At 69.5% G+C, this 26,289-nt stretch carries 22 protein-coding genes and 1 tRNA gene; 9 read left to right on the top strand and 14 right to left on the bottom strand.

All coding sequences use genetic code 11. From position 1 onward, the window contains the following. Window positions 1-28 precede the first annotated feature (28 nt). Together prfA and rpmE are read right to left on the bottom strand one after the other, a co-directional pair. A complete protein-coding gene (gene prfA, locus OOZ19_RS18650) occupies window positions 29-1,102 on the bottom strand; it encodes a peptide chain release factor 1 (protein ID WP_266091397.1) in 1,074 nt (357 codons plus the stop codon). Window positions 1,103-1,235: 133 nt separating this feature from the next. Continuing rightward, complete coding sequence (gene rpmE, locus OOZ19_RS18645; protein ID WP_266091396.1) at window positions 1,236-1,463, bottom strand: 50S ribosomal protein L31; 228 nt, start codon at window positions 1,461-1,463, stop codon at window positions 1,236-1,238. A gap of 236 nt (window positions 1,464-1,699) precedes the next feature. Here rpmE and OOZ19_RS18640 point away from each other — a divergent pair, with 236 nt between their 5' ends. After that, window positions 1,700-2,086, top strand: a complete 387-nt coding sequence (locus OOZ19_RS18640) for a hypothetical protein (RefSeq protein ID WP_266091395.1) — start codon at window positions 1,700-1,702, stop codon at window positions 2,084-2,086. A 109-nt stretch (window positions 2,087-2,195) separates the two neighbouring features. On the opposite strand, the gene OOZ19_RS18635 is transcribed toward OOZ19_RS18640, so the two are convergent. Together OOZ19_RS18635 and OOZ19_RS18630 are read right to left on the bottom strand one after the other, a co-directional pair. Next, on the bottom strand, window positions 2,196-2,873 hold the full coding sequence (locus tag OOZ19_RS18635) for a DUF305 domain-containing protein (RefSeq protein WP_266091394.1): 678 nt from the start codon (window positions 2,871-2,873) through the stop codon (window positions 2,196-2,198). Further along, the gene (locus OOZ19_RS18630) at window positions 2,870-3,670 is read right to left on the bottom strand and encodes a thioredoxin-like domain-containing protein (protein ID WP_266091393.1); all 801 of its coding nucleotides are present in this window, start codon (window positions 3,668-3,670) and stop codon (window positions 2,870-2,872) included. Before OOZ19_RS18630 ends, OOZ19_RS18635 begins: the two co-directional genes overlap by 4 nt. Window positions 3,671-3,879: 209 nt before the next feature. On the opposite strand from OOZ19_RS18630, the gene argS reads away from it, so the two are divergent. From argS to rho, 6 genes are all read left to right on the top strand, one after another. Then, the gene (gene argS, locus OOZ19_RS18625) at window positions 3,880-5,541 is read left to right on the top strand and encodes an arginine--tRNA ligase (protein WP_266091392.1); all 1,662 of its coding nucleotides are present in this window, start codon (window positions 3,880-3,882) and stop codon (window positions 5,539-5,541) included. A gap of 93 nt (window positions 5,542-5,634) precedes the next feature. After that, window positions 5,635-7,053, top strand: coding sequence for a diaminopimelate decarboxylase (gene lysA / locus OOZ19_RS18620; protein ID WP_266091391.1), 1,419 nt, complete (start codon window positions 5,635-5,637; stop codon window positions 7,051-7,053). Then, entirely contained in the window at window positions 7,054-8,358 is a 1,305-nt protein-coding gene (locus OOZ19_RS18615) for a homoserine dehydrogenase (protein WP_266091390.1), read from the top strand. Then, window positions 8,355-9,446 carry a threonine synthase gene (gene thrC / locus OOZ19_RS18610; RefSeq protein ID WP_266091389.1) on the top strand — a complete coding sequence of 364 codons (1,092 nt, stop codon included), beginning with the start codon at window positions 8,355-8,357 and terminating at the stop codon, window positions 9,444-9,446. Before OOZ19_RS18615 ends, thrC begins: the two co-directional genes overlap by 4 nt. 2 nt (window positions 9,447-9,448) lie before the next feature. Beyond that, a complete protein-coding gene (thrB, locus tag OOZ19_RS18605) occupies window positions 9,449-10,369 on the top strand; it encodes a homoserine kinase (RefSeq protein WP_266091459.1) in 921 nt (306 codons plus the stop codon). 856 nt (window positions 10,370-11,225) lie between these two features. After that, window positions 11,226-13,190: a transcription termination factor Rho gene (gene rho, locus OOZ19_RS18600; protein ID WP_266091388.1), complete on the top strand. Its 1,965-nt coding sequence runs from the start codon at window positions 11,226-11,228 to the stop codon at window positions 13,188-13,190. A gap of 117 nt (window positions 13,191-13,307) precedes the next feature. Here rho and OOZ19_RS18595 read toward each other — a convergent pair whose 3' ends face one another. Then, window positions 13,308-14,225 carry a cation diffusion facilitator family transporter gene (locus OOZ19_RS18595; protein WP_266091387.1) on the bottom strand — a complete coding sequence of 306 codons (918 nt, stop codon included), beginning with the start codon at window positions 14,223-14,225 and terminating at the stop codon, window positions 13,308-13,310. Between the two features lie 160 nt (window positions 14,226-14,385). Between OOZ19_RS18595 and OOZ19_RS18590 the strand changes: the two genes are divergently transcribed. Then, window positions 14,386-14,458 (top strand) — tRNA-Arg (locus OOZ19_RS18590). Window positions 14,459-14,659: 201 nt separating this feature from the next. Here the strand turns inward: OOZ19_RS18590 and OOZ19_RS18585 are convergent. Further along, complete coding sequence (locus tag OOZ19_RS18585; RefSeq protein WP_266091386.1) at window positions 14,660-16,117, bottom strand: SDR family oxidoreductase; 1,458 nt, start codon at window positions 16,115-16,117, stop codon at window positions 14,660-14,662. 223 nt (window positions 16,118-16,340) lie between these two features. On the opposite strand from OOZ19_RS18585, the gene OOZ19_RS18580 reads away from it, so the two are divergent. Then, complete coding sequence (locus OOZ19_RS18580) at window positions 16,341-16,949, top strand: GNAT family N-acetyltransferase (protein ID WP_266091385.1); 609 nt, start codon at window positions 16,341-16,343, stop codon at window positions 16,947-16,949. 138 nt (window positions 16,950-17,087) lie between these two features. On the opposite strand, the gene OOZ19_RS18575 is transcribed toward OOZ19_RS18580, so the two are convergent. The 8 genes from OOZ19_RS18575 to OOZ19_RS18540 form a co-directional block, all read right to left on the bottom strand. Beyond that, window positions 17,088-18,659 (bottom strand): ABC transporter ATP-binding protein, encoded by a 1,572-nt coding sequence (locus OOZ19_RS18575; protein WP_266091384.1) that lies wholly within the window; start codon window positions 18,657-18,659, stop codon window positions 17,088-17,090. Next, entirely contained in the window at window positions 18,656-19,447 is a 792-nt protein-coding gene (locus tag OOZ19_RS18570) for an ABC transporter permease (protein WP_266091383.1), read from the bottom strand. The genes OOZ19_RS18575 and OOZ19_RS18570 overlap by 4 nt, the downstream gene beginning before the upstream one ends. Next, a complete protein-coding gene (locus OOZ19_RS18565) occupies window positions 19,444-20,391 on the bottom strand; it encodes an ABC transporter permease (protein WP_266091382.1) in 948 nt (315 codons plus the stop codon). Before OOZ19_RS18565 ends, OOZ19_RS18570 begins: the two co-directional genes overlap by 4 nt. Next, window positions 20,388-21,767 (bottom strand): ABC transporter substrate-binding protein, encoded by a 1,380-nt coding sequence (locus OOZ19_RS18560; RefSeq protein WP_266091381.1) that lies wholly within the window; start codon window positions 21,765-21,767, stop codon window positions 20,388-20,390. Before OOZ19_RS18560 ends, OOZ19_RS18565 begins: the two co-directional genes overlap by 4 nt. 381 nt (window positions 21,768-22,148) lie before the next feature. Then, the gene (locus OOZ19_RS18555) at window positions 22,149-22,934 is read right to left on the bottom strand and encodes a class I SAM-dependent methyltransferase (RefSeq protein ID WP_266091380.1); all 786 of its coding nucleotides are present in this window, start codon (window positions 22,932-22,934) and stop codon (window positions 22,149-22,151) included. Next, window positions 22,910-24,193 carry an MFS transporter gene (locus tag OOZ19_RS18550; RefSeq protein ID WP_266091379.1) on the bottom strand — a complete coding sequence of 428 codons (1,284 nt, stop codon included), beginning with the start codon at window positions 24,191-24,193 and terminating at the stop codon, window positions 22,910-22,912. Before OOZ19_RS18550 ends, OOZ19_RS18555 begins: the two co-directional genes overlap by 25 nt. Beyond that, window positions 24,190-25,218, bottom strand: coding sequence for a dipeptide epimerase (locus tag OOZ19_RS18545; protein WP_266091378.1), 1,029 nt, complete (start codon window positions 25,216-25,218; stop codon window positions 24,190-24,192). The genes OOZ19_RS18550 and OOZ19_RS18545 overlap by 4 nt, the downstream gene beginning before the upstream one ends. After that, window positions 25,215-26,243 (bottom strand): PLP-dependent cysteine synthase family protein, encoded by a 1,029-nt coding sequence (locus OOZ19_RS18540; protein ID WP_266091458.1) that lies wholly within the window; start codon window positions 26,241-26,243, stop codon window positions 25,215-25,217. Before OOZ19_RS18540 ends, OOZ19_RS18545 begins: the two co-directional genes overlap by 4 nt. Window positions 26,244-26,289 lie beyond the last annotated feature (46 nt).

The following is a 26,289-nucleotide window of genomic DNA, read 5'->3' as shown; positions in this document are numbered from 1 at the left end:
CGGACACACCGGTCGGTTCGGAGGCCCCTCACGAGCTGGAAGCGAGCCGCTCTTCCCGGTCCGCAGCGACCAGCGCACCGAGCACCCCGTCGAGTTCGCCGTCGAGCACGTGGTCCAGGTTGTAGGCCTTGTAGTTCACCCGGTGATCGGAGATGCGGTTCTCCGCGAAGTTGTAGGTGCGGACGCGTTCGGACCGGTCCACTGTGCGCACTTGGCTGCGCCGCGTCTCGGCGGCCTCCTTCTGCGCCTCCTCCTCGGCGAGCGCCTGCAACCGGGCGCGCAGCACCTGGATGGCGCGCAGCTTGTTCTGCAGCTGCGATTTCTCGTTCTGGCAGGACACGACGGTGCCCGTGGGCAGGTGCGTGATGCGCACCGCGGAGTCGGTGGTGTTGACGCTCTGCCCGCCGGGACCTGAGGACCGGTACACGTCGATGCGGAGGTCCTTCTCGTCGACCTCGACTTCGACCTCTTCGGTCTCCGGGTACACCAGCACCCCGGCGGCGGAGGTGTGCACCCGGCCTTGGGACTCGGTCACCGGCACCCGCTGCACGCGGTGCACGCCGCCTTCGAACTTCAGCTTCGCCCAGACGCCGTCGGGTCCGGTGTCCCCGGCCTTGGTCTTCACCGCGACCGTGACGTCCTTGTAGCCGCCCAGGTCGGATTCGGTGGCGTCGAGCACGTCGGCCCGCCAGCCTTGCCGCTCGGCGTAGCGCAGGTACATCCGCAGCAGGTCGCCCGCGAACAACGCCGATTCCTCACCGCCTTCACCGGATTTGACCTCCAGCACGACGTCGGAGGAATCGTGCGGGTCCCGCGGCAGCAGCAGTTCGGTGAGCTTCGTCTCCAGCGCGGGAAGTTCTTCGGCGAGCGCATCGGCCTCCGCGGCGAACCCGTCGTCCTCGGCGGCCAGTTCCCGCGCCGTGGCCAGGTCGGACCGGGTCTGCTCCCATTCGGCGGCTGCTTTGGCCAGCGGGGTCAGTTCCGCGTAGCGGCGCCCGAGCTTGCGCGCGGTGGCCTGGTCGGCGTGCACGTCCGGCTCGGCCAGCCGCCGCTCCAGTTCCGCGTGCTCGGCGAGCAACTCTTCGAGCTTCGACGTTTCCACGGGAACCCTCTTCACTCCTGGACCGGCAACGGGACCGGCTGAACGGAACGGTGCGGGCCGAACCCGGCCGGGGTTCGACACGAAAACGGCGCCCGCCCCGCGCAGTGCGCGAGAGCGGGCGCCGTCGGCTCAGCTACTTCTGGGCGCCGTCCTTCTGACGACGGCCGTAGCGGGCCTCGAAACGAGCCACCCGGCCGCCGGTGTCCAGGATCTTCTGCTTGCCCGTGTAGAACGGGTGGCAGTTCGAGCAGACCTCGACCGTGATGCTGCCGGCCTTGGTGGTGCTCCGGGTGGTGAAGCTGTTCCCGCAGCCGCAGTTCACCTGGGTGGTGACGTACTCGGGGTGAATGTCCGCCTTCAAAGCGTGTCCTCCTGTTCGGGGCCGCCGGGTCCTCGTCGACCGTCATCGCGAGGTGAACCGGAGCCGACTCGGCCTGTCATTCTGCCAGACCGAATGCGTTGACCTGGAACGCAGGCGGGCCGAACGTTATTCCTCGTGGCGGCGCCGCACGACCGCCCAGCGCGACGGGACGACCGTCCGCCGAGTGGTCGCCGCTGAGCAGTGCGGGCGGAGCAGCGCACGATCATCCTTTACCCGTGCTGCCCTGCTCTGTCCTGTGCAACCTCACGGTCCGGTTGTGGATCTCGCTGCCGTTGCTGTTCCTCGGTGCCGCCACCGGGGTCGCAGCACTGCTGACCTGGTCGTTCGACCACGGCGAGCCGGGCTTCGAACTGTCGGTCCCGGTGCTGCTCGGGTTCGCCGCGGGCCTCGCGCTGCTCACCGGCGGCCGGGTGCGGTGGTCGAACGGGTGGCAGCGCTTCGGCCTCCGGTTCGCGTACCCGGTGATGATGTTCGGGGTTGCGCTCACGGTCGACCGGATCCAGGTGCCGCTGATGCCCATGCTCGCGCTCGGCGGTGCGGCCCTCGCGCTGCTGGCGGTCTTCCTCATCCGCAACGCCACGACCAGCGCGCACTGCGGCTGACGCCCCGCGAGGAGGGGAACCTTCCTGTCACGGGTGACAGGAAGGTTCCCCTCCTCGCACCGCTGCGCGCGGGGTCCACGCGTCGTGCCAGGGGTGGAACGGGCCGGTGTCAGCCCGCGGGCAGCGGCGGCACGCGGCGATCGGCCAGCATGCCGCGCATGAGTTCGCTCTCGCTGCCCTGCGAACCGAGCATGTTCGCGGCGAGCCCGCGCACCGGCGCGAGCCCGGCGTGCTCGGCGCCGTAGCGGGCCATCGGTGCCCCGCCTTCGTGGTGGCGCAGCATGAGCTGCAGGAAGTACGTGTCGAACGCGGGCCCGTTGAGCGAGCGCAGCCGATCCAGCTCGGCGGTGTCGGCCATGCCGGGCATGGTGGCTCCGCCTGCCATGGCGTGGTGATCCGTGCCGTGCTCGTGCCCGCCGCCCTGCATCCACTGCATCGGCGCCCCGGCGGCGCTCACCGGTTCGCCCCACAGGTTCAGCCAGCCCTGCATGCGCCCGATCTGGTCGCGCTGGTTCGTCTCGATGTCGAACGCCAGCTGGCGCACCGCCACGTCCGCCCCGTGCTCCCGGGCGAGCGTGGCCATGGTGACGGCCTGCTGGTGGTGCGTGGACATGTCCTGCGCGAACCCGATGTCGACGTTGCTGGCAGCGGGTTCGGAGTCCTTCGCCGGGGTGGCGAGCAGCAGGCCGAGCGCGCCGCCGAGCAGCAGCAGCGCCACGGCGGCGCCGACGGCGACGGCGATGCGCGCGGGCAGCGGCGGACCCGCTGCCCCGTCCGGACCGCTCACCGTCCGCCCATCTCGCCCTGCCCGGGCTGGGTGCCTTCCCCGCTCATGGGGATGGCGTCCGCGGGCGGCGGGGTCGGGTCGAACGGCGGCGGGTTCTGGGTGTCGAACGCGCCAGGGTAGGCCTGGCAGGAGCCGCCGACCTCGGGGTAGACGTTGTTCGGGTTCTGCTTGAGCGCCGCGATGAACTGGTCGATGCGCGGGTCGTCGGGGCTGTCGAGCTTGAGCTGGTGGCCCCAGGACTGCACCGAGATCGGGCTGTCGAGCTCCGGGTACGGCGACATCATCGTGTAGGGCTTGTTCTCCACCCGCTGGCTGAGCTTCGCCTTGCCCGCCTCGTCGACCTTCGCCGGGTCGTAGGCGATCCACACGGCGCCGTGCTCCAGGGAGTGCACCATGTTCTCGGTCCGCACCGCCTGCGGGTAGACGACGCCGGTGCAGTCGGCCCAGATGCCGTCGTGCGGACCGCCGAACGGCGGGGTCTTGTCGTAGGCGACGCGCTGGGTGCTGGTGACGTGCTGCTGGCCCGCGTAGTCGGCGGTCTCGACGTCCGGGATGTTCTTCGACGGGTCCGGGTTCTGCGGGGTGGGCTTGAACGGCGCCGCCGCGGCCTCGGCCTTCGCCTGCGCCTCCCGCGACTCGGCCTGGTCGGCGTAGCGCACGTAGGCGTACCCGAACACGACGACGGCGACGAGGAGGACGACCCCGACTCCGGACAACGTCATCCACGGGATCGAGCGCTGCTGCACCACGGAACCGCGTGCTTTGCGCATCGCTTTGTTCTTCTTACCGCTCGCCATGCTGTTCGGACCTCGTCTCGCCATCGGTCGCCAGGTGACCCGGCTCGCCAGTCTAGAGATCCCGCGGCCACCGGTGGGCGTACGTCGAACACGTCGTGCGTCACGCTCTCACATTCGGGTCACCGCGCGATTACCCGCAGTGCAGCGGACTCGGCTGCTGCTCGCACCCGTTCGCTGAACAGCGACGACTCATCCTTAGACTTTGTCGGGTGACTCCTGCCGCGCTCGCTGATCTCGTCCGCAACACCGCCGTCGACGTGCTGTCCGCACGCGAACTGGATGTGTCCGTGCTGCCTGAGACGGTCACCGTGGAGCGCCCCCGCAACCCGGAGCACGGCGACTACGCGACGAACGTGGCCATGCAGGTCGCGAAGAAGGTCGGCGTGTCGCCGCGCGACCTGGCGACGTGGCTGGCCGAGTCGTTGACCGGTCAGGACGGCATCACCGAGGTGACGGTCGCCGGTCCGGGTTTCCTCAACCTCCGGCTCGCCACCGACGCGCAGGCGGGCATCGTGCGCGACGTCGTGTCCGCGGGCGCCGAGTTCGGGCGTGGCGACCGCTACCAGGGCCTTCGGGTGAACCTGGAGTTCGTGTCGGCGAACCCCACCGGTCCGATCCACCTGGGCGGCACCCGCTGGGCCGCGGTCGGCGACGCGCTGGGCCGCGCGCTGTCCGCGCAGGGCGCCGAGGTGGTCCGCGAGTACTACTTCAACGACGCGGGCGCGCAGATCGACCGCTTCGTGCTGTCGCTGCTCGCCGCGGCGAAGGGCGAGCCCGCGCCGGAGGACGGCTACGGCGGCGACTACATCGCCGACATCGCGCGGCAGGTGCTGGAAGCCGAGCCGGGTGCGTTGGAGCAGCCGGAGGACCAGCGGCACGAGACGTTCCGCCGGGTCGGCGTGGGCCTGATGTTCGACGAGATCAAGCGCAGCCTGCACGAGTTCGGCACCGACTTCGACGTGTTCTTCCACGAGGACTCGCTGCACGCTTCCGGCGCCGTGAGCGAGTCGGTGGAGCAGCTCAAGGCCTCCGGGCACCTGTACTTCGCCGACGGCGCCTGGTGGCTGCGCTCCACCGAGTTCGGCGACGACAAGGACCGCGTCGTGATCAAGAGCGACGGCGCCACGGCCTACATCGCCGGTGACGTCGCCTACCTGCGGGACAAGCGGGGCCGCGGCTTCGACCTGTGCCTGTACATGCTGGGCGCCGACCACCACGGCTACGTGAGCAGGCTCAAGGCCGCCGCCGCCGCGTTCGACGACGACCCGGACGCCGTCGAGGTGCTCATCGGGCAGATGGTGAACCTGGTGCGCGAGGGCAAACCGGTCCGGATGAGCAAGCGCGCCGGCACCGTGGTCACCTTGGAGGACCTGGTCGAGGCGGTCGGCGTGGACGCCGCCCGCTACTCGCTGACCCGCTCCTCGGTGGACTCCGCGGTGGACATCGACCTGGACCTGATCAGCAAGCGCAGCAACGAGAACCCGGTCTTCTACGTGCAGTACGCGCACGCGCGGCTGGCGTCGTTGCAGCGCAACGCCGAGTCCCTGGGCATCGACCGGGGACCGGTCGAGGAAGCGGACCTGTCGCTGCTCGCCCACGAACGCGAGGGCGACCTGATCCGCACCCTGGGCGAGTACCCGCGAGTGGTGCTCTCGGCCGCCGAATTGCGGGAACCGCACCGCATCGCGCGGTACCTGGAGGAAGTGGCCAGCGCCTACCACAAGTTCTACGACGCGTGCCGCGTGTTGCAGCCGGGCGACGACCAGGCGAATCCGCTGACGGTCGCGCGGTTGCAGTTGTGCGAGGCGACCCGCCAGGTACTGGCCAACGGCCTGGGCCTGCTCGGGGTCACCGCGCCCGACCAGATGTGATCCACAACGTCCACGCCCGGCTTCGGGCGGCTGCGCCGGGGGGCCGGGTACGGCTCCCCCGGTTCGGCACGATTTCGCAGAGGAGCCGCGATCATGCGCGCCCACCCCGCCGGACCTCGGCACGCCGAGGTCCTGTTGCCGGGCAGCACCGCCGGGCCGGTCCCGGCAGACGAGGCCGAGCTCGATGAGTTGCACGCGGCGGTGTGGCCACGTGGCGCGCACCGCGACGCCGACGGCTCGGTCAGCTTCGCCGGAACCGACGTGCGCGAGCTCGCCCGCGAGTACGGCACCCCGCTGTTCGTCCTGGACGAAGCCGACTTCCGCGCCCGGTGCGCCGAGTACGCGACGGCGTTCGGCGACCCGACCTCGGTGCACTACGCGTCGAAGGCGTTCCTGTGCACCGAGGTGGCCCGCTGGGTCGCCGACGAGGGCCTGAGCCTGGACGTGTGCAGCGGCGGTGAGCTGCGCGTCGCGCTGCGCGCCGAGTTCCCGCCGGAGCGCATCACGTTCCACGGCAACAACAAGTCCGTCGACGAGCTGGCCACCGCGGTCGACGCCGGTGTCGGTTCCATCGTGCTGGACTCGTTCCACGAGATCGCCCGGCTGGACCACCTCGCCCGCGAACGCGGCGTGACTCAGCCGGTGATGATCCGGGTGACCGTCGGGGTCGAGGCCCACACGCACGAGTTCATCGCGACCGCGCACGAGGACCAGAAGTTCGGCTTCTCGCTGGCTTCCGGGCAGGCGGCCGAAGCCGCCCGCCGCGTGATCAAGGCCGAGGCGCTCGACCTGGTGGGCCTGCACAGCCACATCGGTTCGCAGATCTTCGACGACGACGGCTTCGGCCTGTCCGCGCACCGCGTGGTGGCGCTGCTGGCCGACCTGCGCGCCGAGCACGGCGCGGAGGCGCTGGAGAAGCTGACGACGGTCGACCTCGGTGGCGGTCTCGGCATCGCCTACACCGCGGACGACGATCCGCTGCCGGTCAACGAGCTGGCCACCCGGCTGCACGACGTGGTCCGCAAGGAATGCGACCTCGCCGGTTTCGAACCGCCGAAGGTCGCCGTCGAACCGGGTCGCGCCATCGCCGGGCCGGGCACGGTAACCGTCTACGAAGTGGGCACGATCAAGGACGTCGAGCTCGACGGCGGTGTGTCGCGGCGCTACGTCAGCGTCGACGGCGGCATGAGCGACAACATCCGCACCTCGCTCTACGACGCGGTGTACGACTGCAGGCTCGTCTCCCGATCCGCTGAAGCGGACCCGGTGCTGTCCCGCATCGTGGGCAAGCATTGTGAGTCCGGTGACGTTGTGGTGCGAGACTGCTGGTTGCCGGAGGACATTGCTCCGGGCGACCTGCTGGCCGTCGCCGCGACCGGTGCCTACTGCTACGTGATGGCGAGCAACTACAACCGTCTGCCCAAACCGCCGGTGGTCGCCGTGCGGGACGGGCGGACGCGACTGCTGCTGCGCAGGGAGACCGAGGACGACCTGCTCCGGCTGGAGGTGTGAGTGATCGAGGACCGTGAGCCGATCCGCGTCGCGCTGCTGGGCTGCGGCACGGTCGGCACCGAGGTACTGCGCCTGCTACAGGGCCGCCCCGAGGAGTTCGCGGCGCGGACCGGGGCTCCCGTGCAGGTCACCGGGGTCGCCGTGCGGCGCCCCCACAAGCATCCGAACGTTCCCGAGCACCTGCTGACCACGGACGCCGCGGCGCTGGTCGACGGCGACGTGGACGTGGTCGTGGAGCTCATCGGCGGCATCGAGCCCGCGCGGTCGCTGCTGCTGCGCGCGTTGCGCGGCGGCAAGTCCGTGGTGACCGGCAACAAGGCGCTGCTGGCCGAGCACGGCTCCGAGCTGTACTCGGCGGCCGACGAGGCCGGGGTGGACATCTACTTCGAGGCCGCCGTCGCCGGTGCCATCCCGCTGCTGCGCCCGCTGCGCGAGTCGCTCGCCGGGGACCGCATCAACCGGGTGATGGGCATCGTCAACGGCACGACGAACTACATCCTCTCCGCGATGGACTCGACCGGCGCCAGCTATTCGGAGACGCTCGACGAGGCCGGCCGGCTCGGCTACGCGGAAGCGGACCCGACCGCCGACGTGGACGGGTTCGACGCGGCGGCGAAGGCCACCATCCTGGCCGCGCTCGCGTTCCACACCCGGGTCGCGGCCACCGACGTCTACCGCGAGGGCATTTCGGCGGTGCGCCCCGGCGACATCGCGGCGGCGAAGTCGCTGGACCGCACGGTGAAGCTGCTCGCGATCTGCGAGCGCGTCGTCGCCGAGGACGGCACCGAGTCGGTCTCGGCGCGGGTGCACCCCGCGATGATCCCCCGCGACCACCCGCTGGCCAGCGTGGGCGGCGCGTTCAACGCGGTGTTCGTGGAGGCCGAGGCCGCGGGAAGCCTGATGTTCTACGGCCAGGGCGCGGGCGGTGCGCCGAGCGCGAGCGCCGTGCTGGGCGATCTGGTGGCGGTCGCGCGGAACCTGGTCGTGGCGGGCAAGGGCCCCCGCGAGTCCGCGCACGCGAAGCTGCCGGTGCAACCGATGGGGGCCACCCCGACCCGCTACCACATCAGCCTCGATGTGGACGACAAACCGGGCGTGCTCTCCCAAGTGGCGGCCACGTTCAACGACAACGATGTGAGCATTTCGGTGGTGCGCCAGGCGGGTCGCGGCGAAGAGGCCAGCCTGGTCGTGGTCACCCACACCGCGACAGACGCCGCGCTCAAGTCCACCGTGGACAAGATCGCGCAGCTGGCGTCGGTGCGGGAGGTCGTCAGCGTGATGCGCGTGGAAGGTGAATCGTCGTGACTTCGAACATCCAGAGCGCGCCCACCGGGGCGAGGGCGGGCTGGCCCGGCCTCATCGAGGCGTACCGGGACCGCGTGGAGATCCCCGAGGGCGCCCGCGTGGTGACCCTGCAGGAGGGCAACACGCCGCTGGTCGCCGCGCAGCACCTGTCCGAGCTCACCGGCTGCGAGGTGTACCTGAAGGTCGAGGGCGCGAACCCGACCGGCTCGTTCAAGGACCGCGGCATGACGGTCGCCATGACGCACGCGCTCGCCGCGGGCAGCAAGGCCGTCATCTGCGCCTCCACCGGCAACACCTCGGCCTCCGCGGCGGCCTACGCCTCGCGCGCCGGGCTCACCTCGGCCGTGCTGGTGCCGCAGGGCAAGATCGCCATGGGCAAGCTGGCGCAGGCCGTCGCGCACGGCGCGAAGATCCTGCAGGTGCAGGGCAACTTCGACGACTGCCTGGAGCTGGCCCGCAAGACCTCCGCCGAACACCCGGTTACCTTGGTCAACTCGGTGAACCCGGTTCGGCTGGAAGGCCAGAAGACCGCGGCCTTCGAGATCTGCGACGTGCTCGGCTCCGCGCCGGACGTGCACTGCCTGCCGGTGGGCAACGCGGGCAACATCACCGCCTACTGGAAGGGCTACGCGGAGTACTCCGCGGACGACGTCATCGCGGCCACCCCGCGCATGTTCGGCTTCCAGGCGGCCGGTGCCGCGCCGCTCGTGCACGGCGCGCCCGTCACGAACCCGGAGACGATCGCCACCGCGATCCGGGTCGGCAGCCCCGCCTCCTGGCAGCACGCGGAGGCCGCGAAGAGCGCCTCGAACGGGCTGTTCTCCGCGGTCACCGACGAGGAGATCCTGCACGCCTACCGGCTGCTGTCGTCCCGGGAGGGCGTGTTCGTCGAACCCGCCTCCGCTTCCAGCGTGGCCGGTCTGCTGGCGACCGCCGAGGACGGACGGCTGCCGCGCGGTTCGAAGGTCGTCTGCACGGTGACCGGGCACGGGCTCAAGGACCCCGACACGGCCCTGTCCGGCATGGTCGAGGTCGAGCCGCTGCCGGTGGACCCGCGTGCCGTGGCCACCGCGCTGGAACTGGTGTGAGCCTGCGAGCGGGCGGTGGAGTGCGGGTCACGGTGCCCGCCTCCACCGCCAACCTCGGTTCCGGTTTCGACGCGCTCGGCATGGCGCTCGCGCTGTACGACACGGTGCACGTCGCGGTGACCGACGGGCCGGCGCGCAGCGCGCAGGTGGCGGCCGAAGGTGAGGGCGCGGGCTCCGTGCCCACCGACCACGAGCACCTCATCGTGCGCATCCTGCACCGCACGTGGGCGGAGCTCGGCGTGCCCGCACCGGCCGTCCGGTTGCGCTGCCACAACACCATTCCGCATTCGCGCGGTCTGGGCTCCTCCGCGGCGGCCATCGTCGCGGGCATCGCCGCGGCCTACGAGCTCGCCGGTTTCCCGCTGCGGGAGAACAAGAACCTCGAGCAGGCGCTGCACCTGGCCGCCGAGTGCGAGGGTCACGGCGACAACGTCGCGGCGAGCCTGCTGGGCGGCGTGGTGATCGCCTGGCGCGACACCGACCGGTTCCGGGCCGCGGCCTTGCCCGCGCACCCCGACTTGCACCCGATCGCGCTCGTCACCGCCTCCGAGTCCACCACGCACACCACGCGCGGCCTGCTCCCCGAGCAGGTCCCGCACGCCGACGCGGCGTTCGCCGCGGGCCGCGCCGCGCTCGCCGTGCACGCCCTGACCAGCGACCCCTCGCTGCTGCTGGCCGCCACGGCGGACCGGCTGCACCAGGACTACCGGGAATCGGCCTGGCCGGGAACGATCGAGCTGGTGCGGCGGCTGCGCGCGGCCGGCGTACCCGCGGCGGTCTCCGGCGCCGGGCCGACGGTGCTCGCACTGCCCTCGGGCGGCGAGCTCCCCGACACCGTCGACATCACCGGATTCACCGCGCTGCGCCTTCCGGTGGATCGGCATGGCGTTCAGGTGATATCGGATCCCACATCGCCGGAATGACCGCCCGGCCCGACCATTCCCACCGGTGTGGTGGTACAAAGGACATGTCGGCAGAACGTCAGTGCTGTTCGACAGGTGTTTCGACTCGGTGAGTGCTGTGGCGCGACCGGCGTTTGAAGACACTGTGATCAAATGAGAGCATGCCGCGCCTCTGGAGGTTGTTGCACCTCGGTGGTGGGGCGTCTACCCTCAAGGTCAATCAGTCACCGCGCGCAGGGCGCCGGTGCCGTAACCGGGGCATCGTTCTCCGGGGCACATCTCTCGCTAGTGAATTGGGCTCCGCTCCACGTGGGTGAAGATCAGGATCGGCGAGTATCCGGTCGCGGTGACAGAGGCAGGAGTTGTCAACTCAATGGGGTTCGCGCGGGGCTGCCGACCTGTGAGTCCCGGCCGACGCAGCGTGGGGGCCTGACCGTGACGGTCACGTTCCTGAAGCGATCGACGCCGGTTCGGCGCACCCCGGTGCCTGTCGTCCCGATTCTGCGCAGCGGTATATCGGGCCGGACCGGAAATCACAGCGCTCCCCAAGAACGACAACACCTGAGTGAGGCGGCAGCAAGGCGTGCATCGGCGAGTGTGGATCGGAGTGGATGCTTCGCACGTGCACCGTGGTTCTGACGCGCAGAAGCGTGAAAACCGCACCGCGTAACGGCATTCGGACGAGCACATGACCCGGGTACCTCCCACCGCCCGGTGCTGCTGGTTCCGCCTGGTCGCCGACGTCGATCGAGCCGCGCGTGCGTGTTGAACTCGACCGGCATCAGGCTGGTAGCACAAAAAGGCCGTCCGTTGACAAGAGCGGGCGGGCAATCCGCTGGGTCGCGTAGGAGGCGCGGTCCGGTCAGGAAGGACATTCGTGAGCAACACCGAACTGTTGAGCAGCGAGACGACCAACGGCGTCTCCCAGGCTGGCCAGCAGGAGTCTGAGCAGCCGGCCGCGGGCGCCGAGACCAATGGCGCCCCGCGTCGCCGCGGAGGACTGTCCGGCATGGTTCTCGCCGAACTGCGACAACTTGCCGGGGAACTGGGGATCGACACCAGCGGTCTGCGCAAAGGCGACCTGATCGCGGCCATCAAGGAACGGCAAGGCGGCGCGCCGGCCCGTTCCCGCCCGGCCAAGCAGCCCGCGCAGGAAAGCGGTGCGGCGCAGGAAAGCGCGCCGAGCCGCGGCAAGGCCCACCAGCCCTCGCTCGACGAGTCCGATTCCGCGCCCCAGCAGCAGGAGGCGGCCGCGACCCCGGATTCCGGCGCCAACGGCTCCGCGCCGACCCGCGGACGTTCCCGCAGGCAGCAAGGCGCCGAGCAGGGCGGCGAGGACGAAGGACGTCGCGGCAACAACCGGCGCCGTCGCTCCAACAACCGTTCCGGCGGCGGCAACCAGGACCAGGACGGCGAGCGCGGCCAGGACCGGGGCGACCGACAGGACAACCGGGGCGACCGGCAGGACCGCAACGACCGCGGTGGCCAGGACAACCGGGACCGCCAGGACAACCGGGGCGGCGGCCAAGACCGCAACGACCGGCAGAACTCCCGGCAGCAGCAGGACAAGCAGGACAACCGCCCGCAGGACGACTCCGATGAGGACGGTGGCCGCAGGCGCGGACGCCGGTTCCGGGACCGTCGGCGCAACCGGGGCCGCGCCGAAGGCGGCGGCAACGAGCCGGAGGTGCGCGAGGACGACGTCCTGCTGCCCGTCGCCGGCATCCTCGACGTGCTGGAGAACTACGCGTTCGTCCGCACGTCCGGCTACCTCGCCGGGCCGAACGACGTGTACGTGTCGCTGTCGCTGGTCCGCAAGTACGGCCTGCGCCGAGGTGACGCGATCAAGGGCGTCATCCGCCAGCCCCGCGACAACGAGCAGCAGCGGCAGAAGTTCAACCCGCTGGTCCGCGTCGACGCCATCAACGGCCTCGAGCCGGACGCCGCGAAGGGGCGGTCGGAGTTCCACAAGATGACTCCGCTGTACCCGAACGAGCGGCTGCGGCTGGAGACCGAACCGCAGAACCTCACCGGGCGGATCATCGACCTCGTCATGCCCGTCGGCAAGGGTCAGCGCGCGCTGATCGTCTCGCCGCCGAAGGCCGGTAAGACGATGGTGCTGCAGGCGATCGCCAACGCGATCACCACGAACAACCCGGAATGCCACCTCATGGTGGTGCTCGCCGACGAGCGCCCCGAAGAGGTCACCGACATGCAGCGCTCGGTCAAGGGCGAGGTCATCGCCTCCACCTTCGACCGCCCGCCGTCGGACCACACCACGGTGGCCGAGCTGTCCATCGAGCGGGCCAAGCGCCTCGTCGAGATGGGTCACGACGTGGTCGTGCTGCTCGACTCGATCACCCGCCTCGGCCGCGCCTACAACCTGGCGGCCCCGGCGTCCGGCCGGATCCTCTCCGGTGGTGTCGACTCGACGGCGCTGTACCCGCCGAAGCGCTTCCTCGGCGCGGCCCGCAACATCGAGAACGGCGGCTCGCTGACCATCTTCGCCACGGCGCTGGTGGAAACCGGGTCCACGATGGACACGGTGATCTTCGAGGAGTTCAAGGGCACCGGCAACGCCGAGCTCAAGCTGGACCGCAAGCTCGCCGACAAGCGGTTGTTCCCCGCCGTCGACGTCGACGCTTCCAGCACCCGCAAGGACGAGATCCTGCTCTCGCCCGACGAGCTCGCCGTGACCCACAAGCTGCGCCGGGTGCTCGCCGCGCTCGACGCCCAGCAGTCGCTGGAACTCCTGCAGGACCGGTTGCGCAAGTCGCGCACCAACATCGAGTTCCTGATGCAGGTCGCCAAGAACGCCCCGGGCGGCAAGGACGACGACTGACCGTCGCCCCACCCCACGAAACCGGCCCGCACCCCACAGGTGCGGGCCGGTTTTTTCGCGCCCCGGCGCGAGCAAGGGAACCTTCCTGTCACCGGCGCGAGCAAGGGAACCTTTCTGTCACCAGGTCAGCCCCTGGCATCGGCGGGCGCACTCGGCGGGCTCGACCTGCAAGGTGGCGTGCTCGATGCGGTAGCGCTCGGCCAGCAAGCGCTGCGCGGACACGAGCACGTCGCCGTGATCGGCTTCGGCCGGCGTGGTGAGGTGCGCCGACGCGACTTCCATGCCGGAGGTCAACGTCCACACGTGCAGGTCGTGCACTTCGTTCACGGCGGGCAGTGCGGCGAGGTCGTCGCGCATGGCGTGCACGTCGACGCCTTCCGGCGCCTGCTGCACCAGGATCCGCAAGGCCTGCCGCGCCAACTTCCAGGTGCGCGGCAGCACGAACAGGCCCACGGCGACGGCGACGATCGGGTCGACCAGGTACCACCCGAAGGCCCAGGCCAGCGCTCCCCCGATCAGCACCCCGACCGATCCGATGGTGTCGGCCAGCACCTCCAGGTACGCACCACGCAGGTTGAGGCTCTCCTCCGCACCTTCCCGCAGCAGCAGGAACGCCACCACGTTCGCTGCGAGCCCGGCCGCTGCGGTGAGCATCATCGGCAGCCCGGCCACTTCGGGCGGCTGCTGGAAGCGGCCGATGGCTTCGATGAGGATGTAGCCGGCGACGCCGAACAACAGCACGGCGTTGGCGAGCGCGGCGAGCACTTCGATGCGGTACCAGCCGAAAGTCCGCTTGGCCGAAGCGGGACGCCGCGCCGCGGTGATCGCGGCGAGCGCCATCCCGACGCCCAGGACGTCGGTCAGCATGTGCCCCGCGTCCGACAGCAGCGCCAGCGATGAGGTGAGATATCCGACCGCCGCTTCCAGGACGAAGAACGCCAACAACACGCCGAACGCCATCGCCAGGCGCCGCGAGTAGCGCCCGGAGGCGCTAGCGGATCCCGCTGCCGCCCCGTGGCCGTGGCCATGCCCCATCACGAACCTCCCATCCGCACGGCTCCATGATATATAGCGAGATGCGCATGAATGCAACCAAGTGTCCAGCTGCTGGACGCACCGCCCACCGCGCGAACCGTCACCCCCTTTCGGCGCACACCGACGCGTGCGCTAGGCTTACGCACGTCAACAACAGCAAGCCCTCGTAGCTCAGCGGATAGAGCACTGCCCTCCGGAGGCAGGTGTCGCAGGTTCGAGTCCTGCCGAGGGCACCCGGAATAGCGAAAATGGACAAGGCGCTGATCAGCGTTCTTGTCCATTTTGTTTTTCGGGCAGGTCGATTCGTTCTCGTCCCGAAGACCACCCGAGGCGAGCTACGGTTCTTCCTCGGCCGAGCAGTGCGTTGACCCCCTCCGGTCACGGTCGCCCCGATGAAGGCCCTGCGCACCTGGCGCATCAGCGCTCCGCGGGAGTCACTCCCCTTCCGAAGCGGCACGGAGGACGTTGCGCGCCATTCCACCGAAAATCAATCCGTGGAACGGAACGAGAACCCACCAGTAGACGTGCCCGGCCAATCCGCGCGGCACGAACACCGCGCGCTGGCGGTAGTGCGATCCGCCCTCCTCGCCGGGCGCGATGACGAACTCGAGCCACGCTCGCCCCGGCAGACGCATTTCTGCTCGCAGCCGAAGAATCCTCCCCTCGGCGAGCTCCTCCACGCGCCACCAGTCGAGCGCCTCCCCCACGCGCAGGCGCTGCGCATGGCGACGCCCCCGTCGCAGTCCCACCCCGCCGGAGATCTTGTCGACAGCTCCCCGCACCGCCCACAGCAGCCACGGGGAATACCACCCGTGCTCACCGCCGACACCCTCGACGACGCACCACAATCGTTCCGGGGCCACCGGACTCCACTTCTCGCGCACGTCCGAGAAGACGGTGCCGCCGGACCAGGTCGGGTCCGACGGCAGCGGCTCGGAGGGAGCGTCCGCCGGGGCCGCGTCCGACCAGCGCGTCTCGGTCTCCGCATTCCGGATCTTGTTCAAGGCAAGCTCAACGGACCTGTCGTAGCCGGTCAAACCTCCCGTCGGCCGAGGCACCACCTCGTCGATGTCGCTCTCCGAGCAGACCGCCTCGTGGATGAGGGACTCGATCAGCGGCGCCCCCACCTTCTTCGGCACGGGAGTCACGACGTTGATCCACTGTGCGCTCAACCAAGGCGTGAGCACGCCGACCGGCAGCATTCGCCTCGGCGGCAGACCGGCCACGACCGCGTAGCGGCGCATCATCTCGCCGTAGGTCAGGACGTCCGGGCCGCCCAAGTCGAAGGAGCGGTTGATCGATCGCGGTACGCGCGACGCCGAAACCAGGTAGTGCACCACGTCCCGCACCGCGATCGGCTGGACCCGGTTGTGCACCCAGCGCGGGGTCACCATCACGGGCAGCCGCTCGGTCAAATGCCGCAGCATCTCGAAGCTCGCCGACCCGGAACCGATGATCACTGCGGCCTGCAGCACCACCGTCGGAACCCCGCTGCGCAACAGGATCTCGCCGACTTCCGCCCGCGACGCCATGTGCTCCGAGAGATCCTCCACCGGCGGATGCACCCCTCCGAGGTACACGATGCGCTGAACCGAGGCCTCCCGGGCCGCCTGCCCCATGATCAGCGCGGCCTTCCGGTCCCGAACGGCGAAACCGGACTCGGCCATCGAGTGGACCAGGTAATAGACGGCCTCGACCCCCTCGCACGCCGCGGCCACGTCCTCATCCCGCAGCAGGTCCCCGCGAACCACGTCCACCGAATCCCGCCAAGGAACGTCCCGCAGCTTCTCCGGGTTCCGCACCAGGCACCTGACCTGCCGACCGTCCGCCAGCAACTGCGGCACCAACCGCCCACCGACGTAGCCGCTCGCTCCGGTAACCAGACACACCATTCCTGCAGCCTGCGCCCGCTCCCGAGCCCGCGCAGCCCAGCCGTGGACCGCGAGGAAGGGAACCTTCATGTCACTGGTGACATGAAGGTTCCCTTCCTCGCTCCAGCGCATCGCTGTCCTCGACCACCGACTTATTGAAAACGAGAGTCATTGTATTGTGGGATCGGCGCACCAGAAGTCGCGTTCCTCGGCGACTCAGGCGCGAGAACCCGATGGAGAGCACATGGATCACCAGGAAGAGCACCGGATCGGCGAGTACGTCGTGCGCCGAGCCCGCCGCGAAGACGTCGAGGGCGCCCGGCGGGTCATGCTCGACACCTTCTACAAGGAGTTCGGGCACGGCTACCACGCCCGCTGGCACTCGGATGTCGTGGACATCGAAGGCGCGTACCTGAACAACCCGCGCCACGCGCTGTTCGTGGCGGTGCGGGACGAACAAGTCGCGGCAACGACGGCGATCCGTTCGGGCGGCCCGCGATGCCCACCGCATCCGGAGTGGCTGGCGGCCCGGTACGGCGATGGCCGGACGGCCCAGTTGTTCCGCGTCTACGTGGACCGCGAGCACCGCCGCCACGGCCTGGCGAGCGCACTGGTGTCGATGGCCTGCGATTTCGTGTCGGCCACGCCGGAGTACTCAACGATCTACCTGCACACGAACCCCGCGATCGAGGGCGCCGCGCCGTTCTGGCAGAGCGCGGCGACGGAGATCTACGACGCCCGCCAGGACCCTCGGTACAGCCCCAGCGTCCACTTCGAGATCTCGATCCCGGGCCGGGCGGGAGCGCTGCACTCGAATGCAACCGCCCTGTCCGAGGTCGACTACGCCGGGTGACCTAGCGAGCAAGATCGGGCGACGCGAGCTCCACCCGCTTCAGCGATGACGAACGCACGTTCGACGGCGAACCATGGAGGCATGCTCCCCTCCTCGCACCGCACGCCGCCGCGTCGTCCCGAAATCTCCGTCGCACGCTCAGGCCCGAGCGATTCGGCTCGTCGCCGCCTCGATCAGCGCACACGTCATCGAATGCTGTGGAGCACGCAGCACTTCCGCGGCCGGCCCCTGTTCGACGATGTGACCTTCATCGACGATCACGACCTGCTCGGCCAGGTCGGCCACCACTCCCAGGTCGTGCGTGATCACCACCAACGCGCACTGCGCTGCGCTCTGGAGTTCCTTCAGCACGCCGAGAAGTTCGGCTTGGGTGACCGTGTCCAGCCCGGACGTGATCTCATCGCAGATCAGGACCCGCGGATCCGCGAGCAGCGCCCGAACGAGCGCGGCTCGTTGCAACTCGCCACCGGACAACGACTCGGGCAGCCGTGCCGTGATCTCCGGGCCGAGTCCGATTCGCTGGAACCACCCGCCGGCCTGGCGGCGAGCCTCTCGTCGATCAACGCCTCGAAGCCGTTCCGCGGTCCTGGCGACCTGGTCGACGACAGGTGCGAACTCGTTGAACGATGCGCGGGCGTCCTGGAAGACGTACTGGATGTCCGCCAGTTGTTCGCGGGTGCGCCCGCGCAATCGAGCGGCGAGCGGCGTTCCGTCGAGCAGCACCGCTCCGTGCCGGGGCGGGTGCAGACCGGCGAGGCATCGGGCCAGCGTCGTCTTCCCGCTGCCGGAACGACCCACGACCGCGATGCGCTCGCCCGCTCGGATCTCGAGCGACACCGCGTGCAAGGTCTCGGTGAACCTCCCCCGCGCACGGTGTCCGGCGACCAGTTCACGTGCGGAGACCACCGCGGCTGGGGAATCGGCATCGCCGGTACCGAGCGGCGCACGGCCGTCGGGCTGCGACTCGACCAGCAGCCTCGTGTAGGCGTGCGCAGGCGAACTCAGAACCTCGGCAGCGGGGCCGGATTCGACGACCGACCCGGCCCGCATCACCAACACGTGGTGCGCCAGCTGTCGCACCACGTCGAGGTCGTGGGTCAGCAGCAGCACGGCGATTCCCAGCTCGGAGAGGCCTCGCAGTTCCTCCACGATCTGTCCGCGCGTGAGCGCGTCCTGCCCGGTCGTGGGCTCGTCCGCGATCACCACGACCGGGTCGCACACCAGCGCTTGGGCAAGCAGGATGCGCTGCTGCTGCCCACCGGAGAGCTGGTGCGGGTAGCGGTTGAGCAGGGTGTCCCCTTCGGGAAGCTGAGCTCGGCGCAACGCGGTCGCGACCTTGGTGCGCACCAGTTCCTTGCGTTGCGCGCGCGGAACCGCGCCGATGTGGCGGCGCGCGATCTCGCGCAGCACCGAGCCGACACGGCGGACCGGGTTGAGCGCAGCCGAGGGGTGCTGCGGGATGTAGCCGATCTGGCCGGGGGCGGGTGGACGTTCGGCTTCCACGCGATGACCGGCCACTACTACTTCGCCGTCGACCTCCGCACCGGGCGGGTGCTCACCGAGCAGCGCGAGTCCGGTGGTGGTCTTGCCACTGCCGGACTCCCCCACCAGCGCGGTCACCTCGCCGGCCGCCATGGCGAACGACACTCCGGCGACGACGGGCCGGGCGCCCAGCGAAACCTTCAGCTCGCCGACATCGACGACGTTCACGTGCGCACCTCTCGCCGCTTCCTGCGCAACAGCTGGTCGAACGCCAGATTGACCCCCACCGACAATGCCACGATCAGCAGTGCGGGCAGCACAACCGCCCAGGGCTGCAGGAACAGGCCGGTGCGGTTGCGATCCACCATCGCCGCCCAATCGCTGGTCTGCGGGGACACCCCGACACCGAGGAAGCTCGCCGACGCGACGAGGTAGACGGCGCCGGTGAACCTGATTCCCAAATCCGCGGCCAATGTTCGCACCATGGCCCGCGCGACATAGCCGAGACCGATGCGGAGCCGGTTCTCCCCTTGGAGGCACATCGCCTCGACTGCCGGTCTCGCTGAGATCGCGAGCGCCGAGGCTCGCGAAATCCTGATGACATCCGGAAGGTTGATCACCGTGACGATCACGACCAGCGCCCACATGACGTTCGGTGCCGTGGAAGCCAGCAACAGCAACAAGAGCATCGACGGTACCGCCAGGACGATGTCCAGGGGCCGCATCACCACTTCGCCGAGGAACCTGGACCGGCTCATCCCCACCGCGACCCCGATCGGGACCGCTACGAGGTACGTGCACAGGGTCGCCGCCACAGCGATCAGCACGACCGAGCGACCGCCCAGAAGCACTTCGTTCCACACGTCTCGGCCGACGAAGTCGGTGCCGAACAGATGCCCGGCGCCGCTGCTGAACGCGATGTCCTTTGCCACGTCGGTGGACGCGAAGATCGGCCCGAACGCCGCCAGCACGATCGGCAGGGCGATCAGCGCGCCCGGGATCACGAAGCGCCTCATCCGTCTACCTCCGCAGCCGGTGCGAGAAGGCGAGCAACGATGTCGGCGGCGAGGTTCACCAGGACGGTCACGCTCGCCAACACCAGGGACAACCCCTGCATCACCGGGAGGTCACGTGCGGAGACCGCCTCGATCAGCGTCGTACCCAGCCCTGGGATCACGAAGATCGCCTCCACGACGATGACGCCGCCGATGAGCCAGTCGGTCGTCCGCGCGAGTTGCTGCACGGCGGGAACGGCGGCGTTGGGCAACGCATGAGCCAGCTGAACCCGCAGGGGTGACAGCCCGCAGCGCCGCGCCTGCTGCACAAATCCCGACTGCAGTGCTTCGATCATTCCTGCTCGGATCAGCCTGCTCAGCGAGCAGATCGGGCGGAGCAACAGCACCAGCACGGGCAGCACCAGCACGTCCGGACGGCTCAGCAGGTTGCTACCGCCGACGGCCGTCGGCGGTAGCCAGCCGAGCTGCACGGCGAACACCGTGACCAGCAGAATTCCCATCGCGAACTCGGGAACCGAGTACAGCCCGAGGGTCGTGGAGGTGATGACGCGATCGGCGAGGCGACCTTCCCTGTTCGCGGCGAGGATCCCGAGCCCCAACGACACCGGTACGACCAGGGCCAGCGTCAACATCGCCAGCAACAAGGTGGGGCCGACGGAAGAACCGATGATGTCCAGGACGGAGTGAGGTCCGACCAACGACCGGCCGAAGTTCCCTTGCACCGCCCCGAACATCCACTCGCCGAGACGTTGCCACCACGGTGCGTTCAGCCCCAGCTGCTCACGCATCAGCTCGATGATCGCCGGGTCCGGATTGTCCCCGGCGGCGGTGACCGCCGCGTCACCCGGCAACGCCTCGGTCAAGAGGAACACCAGCACCATGGCGAGGAGGACTTGAACGACGCCCAGCAGTACTCGCCGGACAACGTAGCGCCGAAGGTTCACCCCATCCACACCTTGTCGAACCGAGCCCAGTCCAAGGTGTTCGCCGGTGCGCGGTCATCGATCCCGCCGACCCGGTTCGCCGACGCCACGATCCAGTCCGACACGCCCCACCACAGGAAGCCGCCTTCTTCGAACAGTTCGCGCTGCATCTCCATGTAGAGCTCGGTGCGGGCGCGTTCGTCCGATGTGGCCTGTGCTTGGTGGTAGAGCTCGTCGAATTCGCGACGCTGCCACTTGGTGTTGTTCGTCGTCGAACCTGACAGCAGCCGCTGCGAGATGTGGGACTCGATCGGCATCGCTCCGGATCGGTAGCTCACCACGGACCCTTGCTCGGCGATGTCCGACCAGTAGGTGTCCTTGTTTCCCAGGGTCACCTTGACCGTCACCCCTGCCTGCTTCGCCTGGTCCGCGATGGCCAGCGCGGCTTCGCGCAAACCTGGCGACGCCTCGGAGGTGAGCAGTTCGACCGTCAGGTTCTCCGCGCCCGCCTGCCGCAACAGCGTTCTGGCCTGGTTCAGATCCTGCCGCCGCTGCGGCAGTGCCCCGTTGTAGTACTGGTAGTTCTTGCCGAAAAGGTCGTTGGCGACCTCACCGGACCCCTGCAGCACCGACCGGACGAGTTCCTCGCGGTCGATCAGGTGGAAGAACGCCTGTCGAACCTCGCGCCGGTCGAACGGCGGACGGTCCACCTTCATCGCCAACGCGTGGAAGTTGCTCAACGGAAGCCGGTGGATCTGGATCTGACCGGCTTCCTCATGGCTGCGGGCGGTGGTGGCGGTCAAGTCGTGCGCGTAGTCCGCCTGATCGCCGAGCAGTGCGTTGACCCGGGCGGATTCGTCATTGCTGACCAGGATTTCCAGCTCGTCCAGGTGCGCCGCGCCCTCCCAGTAGTCCGGGTTCCGCGTAGCGAGGAAACTGCGGCCCGGCTCGAACGAGGTGAACCGGAACGGGCCTGAACCGATGGGGTGGTCGAAGTTCTGCGCGCCCTCCGGGACGATGTAGGCGCCCAGGGTGGCGAGCGCGTTGGGGAACTCCGCATAGGGGCGTTTCAGCCGGAACTCGACGGTGCGGTCGTCGATCGCGCGACTGTTGGCGAGGTCGATCACCGAGAGGCTCGCCTTGGCGCGGCGCGTGCTGTCGGGGCGCAGGATGCGCGCGTAGCTCGATAACACGTCGTCGGCGCGCAGCGGCTTTCCATCGTGGAACACGGCCTGCCGGAGCGGAACTCGCCAGGTGAGCAGGTCCGCGCTCGACTCCCACCGCTCAGCCAGCCGCGGCTGCGGCGACATGTCGGATCCGTAATCCGCGAGCTTGTCGAACAGCGCCTTCGCCCGGGCGACCTCGGCGTACAGATCCGTGGTGTGCGGATCCAGCACCTCATCGGCACCTCCGCCCGGAAACACCGCGCGCAACCGGCCACCTGGCCGCGGCGCCCCGGCACCCTGACCGGAACCCCCCGCGGCACATCCCGACACGCCCGCCGCCAGTGCGACCGCCGCAGTCAGTCCCAAGAAACCCCGCCTCGTCACCGGGTTCCGATCAGACGAGTACACGACCGACCTCTCGGACTCCATGCGCGGCCCTCCATTCCGGTTCCGATGCCTTCACCGCCGGCCACCCGACCAGCCACACCAAAAGAAAACGATAATACTTTTCAACAACCCTCGAAAGGGGATCTACCTCACGCCACGCCCCCGCGAGGAAGGGAACCTTCCTGTCACCGGTGACAGGAAGGTTCCCTTCCTCGCACCACGAGCTCAGGCGGTGCGTTGGGCGATGAGGTGGAGGCGGTCGCCGGAGAGGGCGGCGCTGAGGTCCGCGCCGGGGTGCCAGGCCGGGTCGGTGCGCGGGCCGGGGTGGTCGAACATGGCGAGCACGTCAAAACCCGCTTGGCCGAGGATTCGGCGGAGCTCCTGCGGGAAGAGCAGGCGCCAGGCGGATCGCTGGATGAGTTCTCGCCCGCAATCCGGCCAGTCCCATATCCGTTCTCGCCGCAGCAACTGCTCGGCGTGATCGATCCACAGCCGGGTCCGAGATCGATACGCCACCCCTTTCCACTGCACGGACCGTTCCCGAATACCGTCGAGCAACTCGGAGTTGCCGAGGAAGAACGCCCCGTTGCGCATTTCGGCGATGAGCAGCCCACCGGGACGCAGGTGTGCGCGACACCGTTCGAGAAAATCGTCGAGATCGGAATTCGTGTGGCAGTACAGGAAAGCGCTGTCGAGGCACGTGATGGCATCGAATGCGGCCTCAAGCCGGAACGTGCGCATGTCGGCGAGAGCGAATATGCCGTCGGGACATTGCCGTTGCGCGTGTTCGATCATCCGCGGCGACGTGTCGATTCCGGTCACGCGGTACCCGTTCCGCGACCAGTGCGCGGCATCGCGACCGCTGCCGCAGCCGACGTCGAGCAAGTCCTCCCCGCCTCCGTACCGGCCGATCAGGTCGAGGACGAACCGCGCGGCGAGGTGTTCCGGGTCGGGGAACTGCTCCTCGTAGAGCTCGGGGTTGTCGGTCAGGAAGTTGGCATCGTTGTGCACGCGGAGGCTCCTGGTTTCGAAGTCGGTTCCGGACCTGCGAGTCCGTTGCGGTGCAGCACGAACACCGCGGCGGCCGAGGCGAGTCCGAGGCCGAGGCACAGCGCGGACGGTGCCCACGGGTGCGCGGCGACGTCGCTCACCCGGCCGATCACCGCGTTGCCCGCTGCCGCCGTGACCCCTGCGGCCAGGTAGAAGACCCCGAAGTAGGTGCCGGACAGGGCGTTCGGCCCGAATGAGGGGATGAGGTCGTTGACGAACGGCTGCGCCACCAGCAGTCCCAGGGTGAGCACGAGCGTCGCCACCAGCACCGGGCTGAGCCTGAGCAGCATTTCGGGCAAGTCGAGCGCGGCGGGCGCATCGGGGATGGCGAGCCCGCCGAGCACCGTGGCGAGGAACGCCAGCCCCATCATGCCCATGCCCGCCGCGATGGCGCTGCTCTGGGAGCACTTCCGCTGGCAGAACCTGGTGATGCGGACTTGCAGCAGCAGTCCGGTCACCGTGGACACGATGAACACGGCGGCGACGGTGCCGCTGGATCCGGTGAGCCGGGCCGCTTCCATCGGCAGGACCAGGTAGAGCTGGTTCTGCAGGGCGAACATCCCGGTCAGCGCGAGCGTGAACATGAGGAACCTCTTGTTGCCGAGCACGCCGCGCCAGTCCCGCAGGACCGTGTTGCGCGCCGGCGGCACTGGCCTGGACGGCAACACCGCGATCTGCGCGAGGGTGAGCAGCGCGAAGACCAGCGCGGCGACGAGCGCGGAAGTGGCGAAGCCGATGACGACGAGCGCGCTGCCGAGCAGCGGCCCGATCAGCGCCCCCGTGTTCGCGAACACGGTGAACAACGCGAACGCCTCGGCTCGCCGCTCCCCCGTCTCCTGCGCGAGGTAGGAGCGCACGGCGGGGTTGAACAACGCCCCGGCCAGCCCGCTGAGAATCGAGGCGACCAGCAGGATCGGCAGCGACGTGCCGAGCGCGAACAGGCCGAACCCGACGGTGCGCAGCGCGCATCCCGCGATGATGACCCCGCGCGCACCGAGCCGGTCGGCAGCGGTGCCGCCGAGGAGGAACAGGCCTTGCTGGCTCAGGTTGCGCACTCCGAGCACCACTCCGACCAGGGCGGCGGACATGCCCAGGTCGTGCCCGAGGTAACCGGCGAGGTACGGGATGAGCAGGTAGAACCCGATGTTGACGCCGAGCTGGTTGACCAGCAGTACCTGCACGGCGACCGGGAAGCTCCGGACGAGCCTCCACGTCGTCATGGCGTTGACCTCGGCCGCACGCCCAGCCCTGGGCGTCCGCTGAGCCGCAGGGTTCCGTCGATCCCTCCGATCCCGTCCCAGGGGTCGTCGGCGAGCAGCAGGTGTCCGTCGAGGTCCGTCCAGCGGGCGAATCCGGCGAGGTGCACCGCGGGAGCGATGCCCAGCGAGCTGGCGACCAGGCATCCGAGCATCACGTCGACACCGGCGGACCGAGCCGTTTCGATGATCTCGACGGCGGCCTGGATGCCGCCGCACTTGGCCAGTTTCACGTTCACCCCCTGCACGGAAGATCCGAGTTCGCGGACGTCGTCGATCGTGTGCGCGTCTTCGTCCGCGATCACGGGGATGGGGCTGCGCTGGGCGACCCACCCGAGATCCGCTGGCGTGCCGGGACGGATGGGTTGTTCGACGGCGGAAATCCCGTGCGGTTCCAGGGTTTCGAGGATGCGCACCGCCTGATCCGGGGCCCAGGCTCCGTTGGGGTCGAGCAGCAGCCGGGCGTCGGGAGCGGCCTCGCGGATCGCCGCCACCCTGGCCACGTCCTCGGCGCCGTCCCCGAGTTTGACTTTGAGGACGCCGAATCCTCTGGCGACGAGGTCGGTGGCGGTTCGCACCGCGTGAGCCGTGTCGACGATGCCGATGGTGCAGGCCGTCCGCGCGGTCTCGAATTCCGGTGCGCCGATCAGTTCTCGCACGGTGATGCCGCGGCATTTCGCCGCCAGGTCGTGTACCGCGGCTTCCATGCCACACCGCAGCCCAGGATCGAGCGCGGCCCACCGCCGTGCCTCGGCGATGAGTTCGCCGGGATCGTCGCTGCTGTCGATGACCGGTCGCAGCGCTTCGAGCTGGGTGACGATTCGCGGGACGTCGAGGTCGTAGTACACGCTGGTGACGGCTTCTCCGTGCCCGATGTGCCCGTCGTGCGACACGTCGATCCACACCGCGTCCCGTTCGTGCATGACGGAGCGGGAGATGCGAAACGGCTCCCGCAGCCGCAGCGTGCCGGTGTGCCAGGTGAGCTTCACGCGGGCACCTCCGCGGACCGCGCGGGGTCGTGAACGGCACCGCACCGCGCCCAGCCGTGCACTTCGACGGCCGCGGCGTCGGCGATCTCCACCGGGCGGGTCGCCGGTCGTCCGCCGAGCAGGCCGTGTTCGTGGCAGAAGTCGTCGTCGAAGATCGAGTCGAGGTAGCGGTGCGGCCCGTCGGGGAAGACGGTGACGACTTGGGAACCGGACTCGCGCCGGGCTTCCCAGCCCGCCACCAAGGCGACCGCGCCGGTGCTCCACCCCCCGCTGACGAAGGAGTGCGCGGCGAGCCGGCGGCAGGCGTCGACGGCTTCGGCCGGACCCACCCAGTGCACCTCGTCGAACTCGGCGTAGGCGACGTTGCGCGGGAAGATGCTGCTGCCGAGCCCTCGCATGAGGCGGCGTCGCGCGGGCTGCCCGAAGATCGTCGAGCCCACGGTGTCGACCCCGATCAGGCGCAGCCGGGGCCAGTGCCGCCGCAACGTGCGGATGATGCCCGCGCTGTGCCCGCCCGACCCGACGCTGCAGACCAGGGTGTCGGCCGAACCGAGCTGGGCGACGAGTTCTTCCGCCAGCTTCACGTATCCGGCCGGGTTGTCCGGGTTGTTGTACTGGTCCGGCCAGTAAGCGTCAGGCAGTTCCGCGCACAGCTGGTGCACCCGATCCAGCCGGGCCTGCTGCCAGCCTCCCGCGGGGTGCGGGCGGTCGACGACCTCGGTCCGGACGCCGTGCGCACGCAGCAGCGACCGCATGCTGCGCTCCAATTCCCGGTCGACGACGAGCACGACCGGATGTCCGAGCGCTTGACCGGCGAAGGCGAGCCCGATCCCGAGGGTGCCGCTGGTCGACTCCACGACGGGCGCTCCGGGCCGGAGTTCGCCGCGGGAACGGGCTCCGCGCAGCATCGCGATCGCGGCGCGCGCCTTCATGCCGCCGGCGCCGAGGCATTCGAGCTTCGCCCAGAATCCCGGCTGGTGATCCGGCAGCGGCGTGCTGATCCGGGTGACCGGTGTGTCCCGCATCAGCGACAGCAGGTCCGGGTTTGCCGCTCGGGCCGGGCTCGTGCTG

Origin of the sequence: Saccharopolyspora sp. NFXS83, from assembly GCF_026241095.1 — a bacterium.
GTDB lineage: Bacteria > Actinomycetota > Actinomycetes > Mycobacteriales > Pseudonocardiaceae > Saccharopolyspora_C.
The sequence above is the reverse complement of the archived record's forward strand: the minus strand, read 5'-3'. Positions and strand labels throughout refer to the sequence as shown.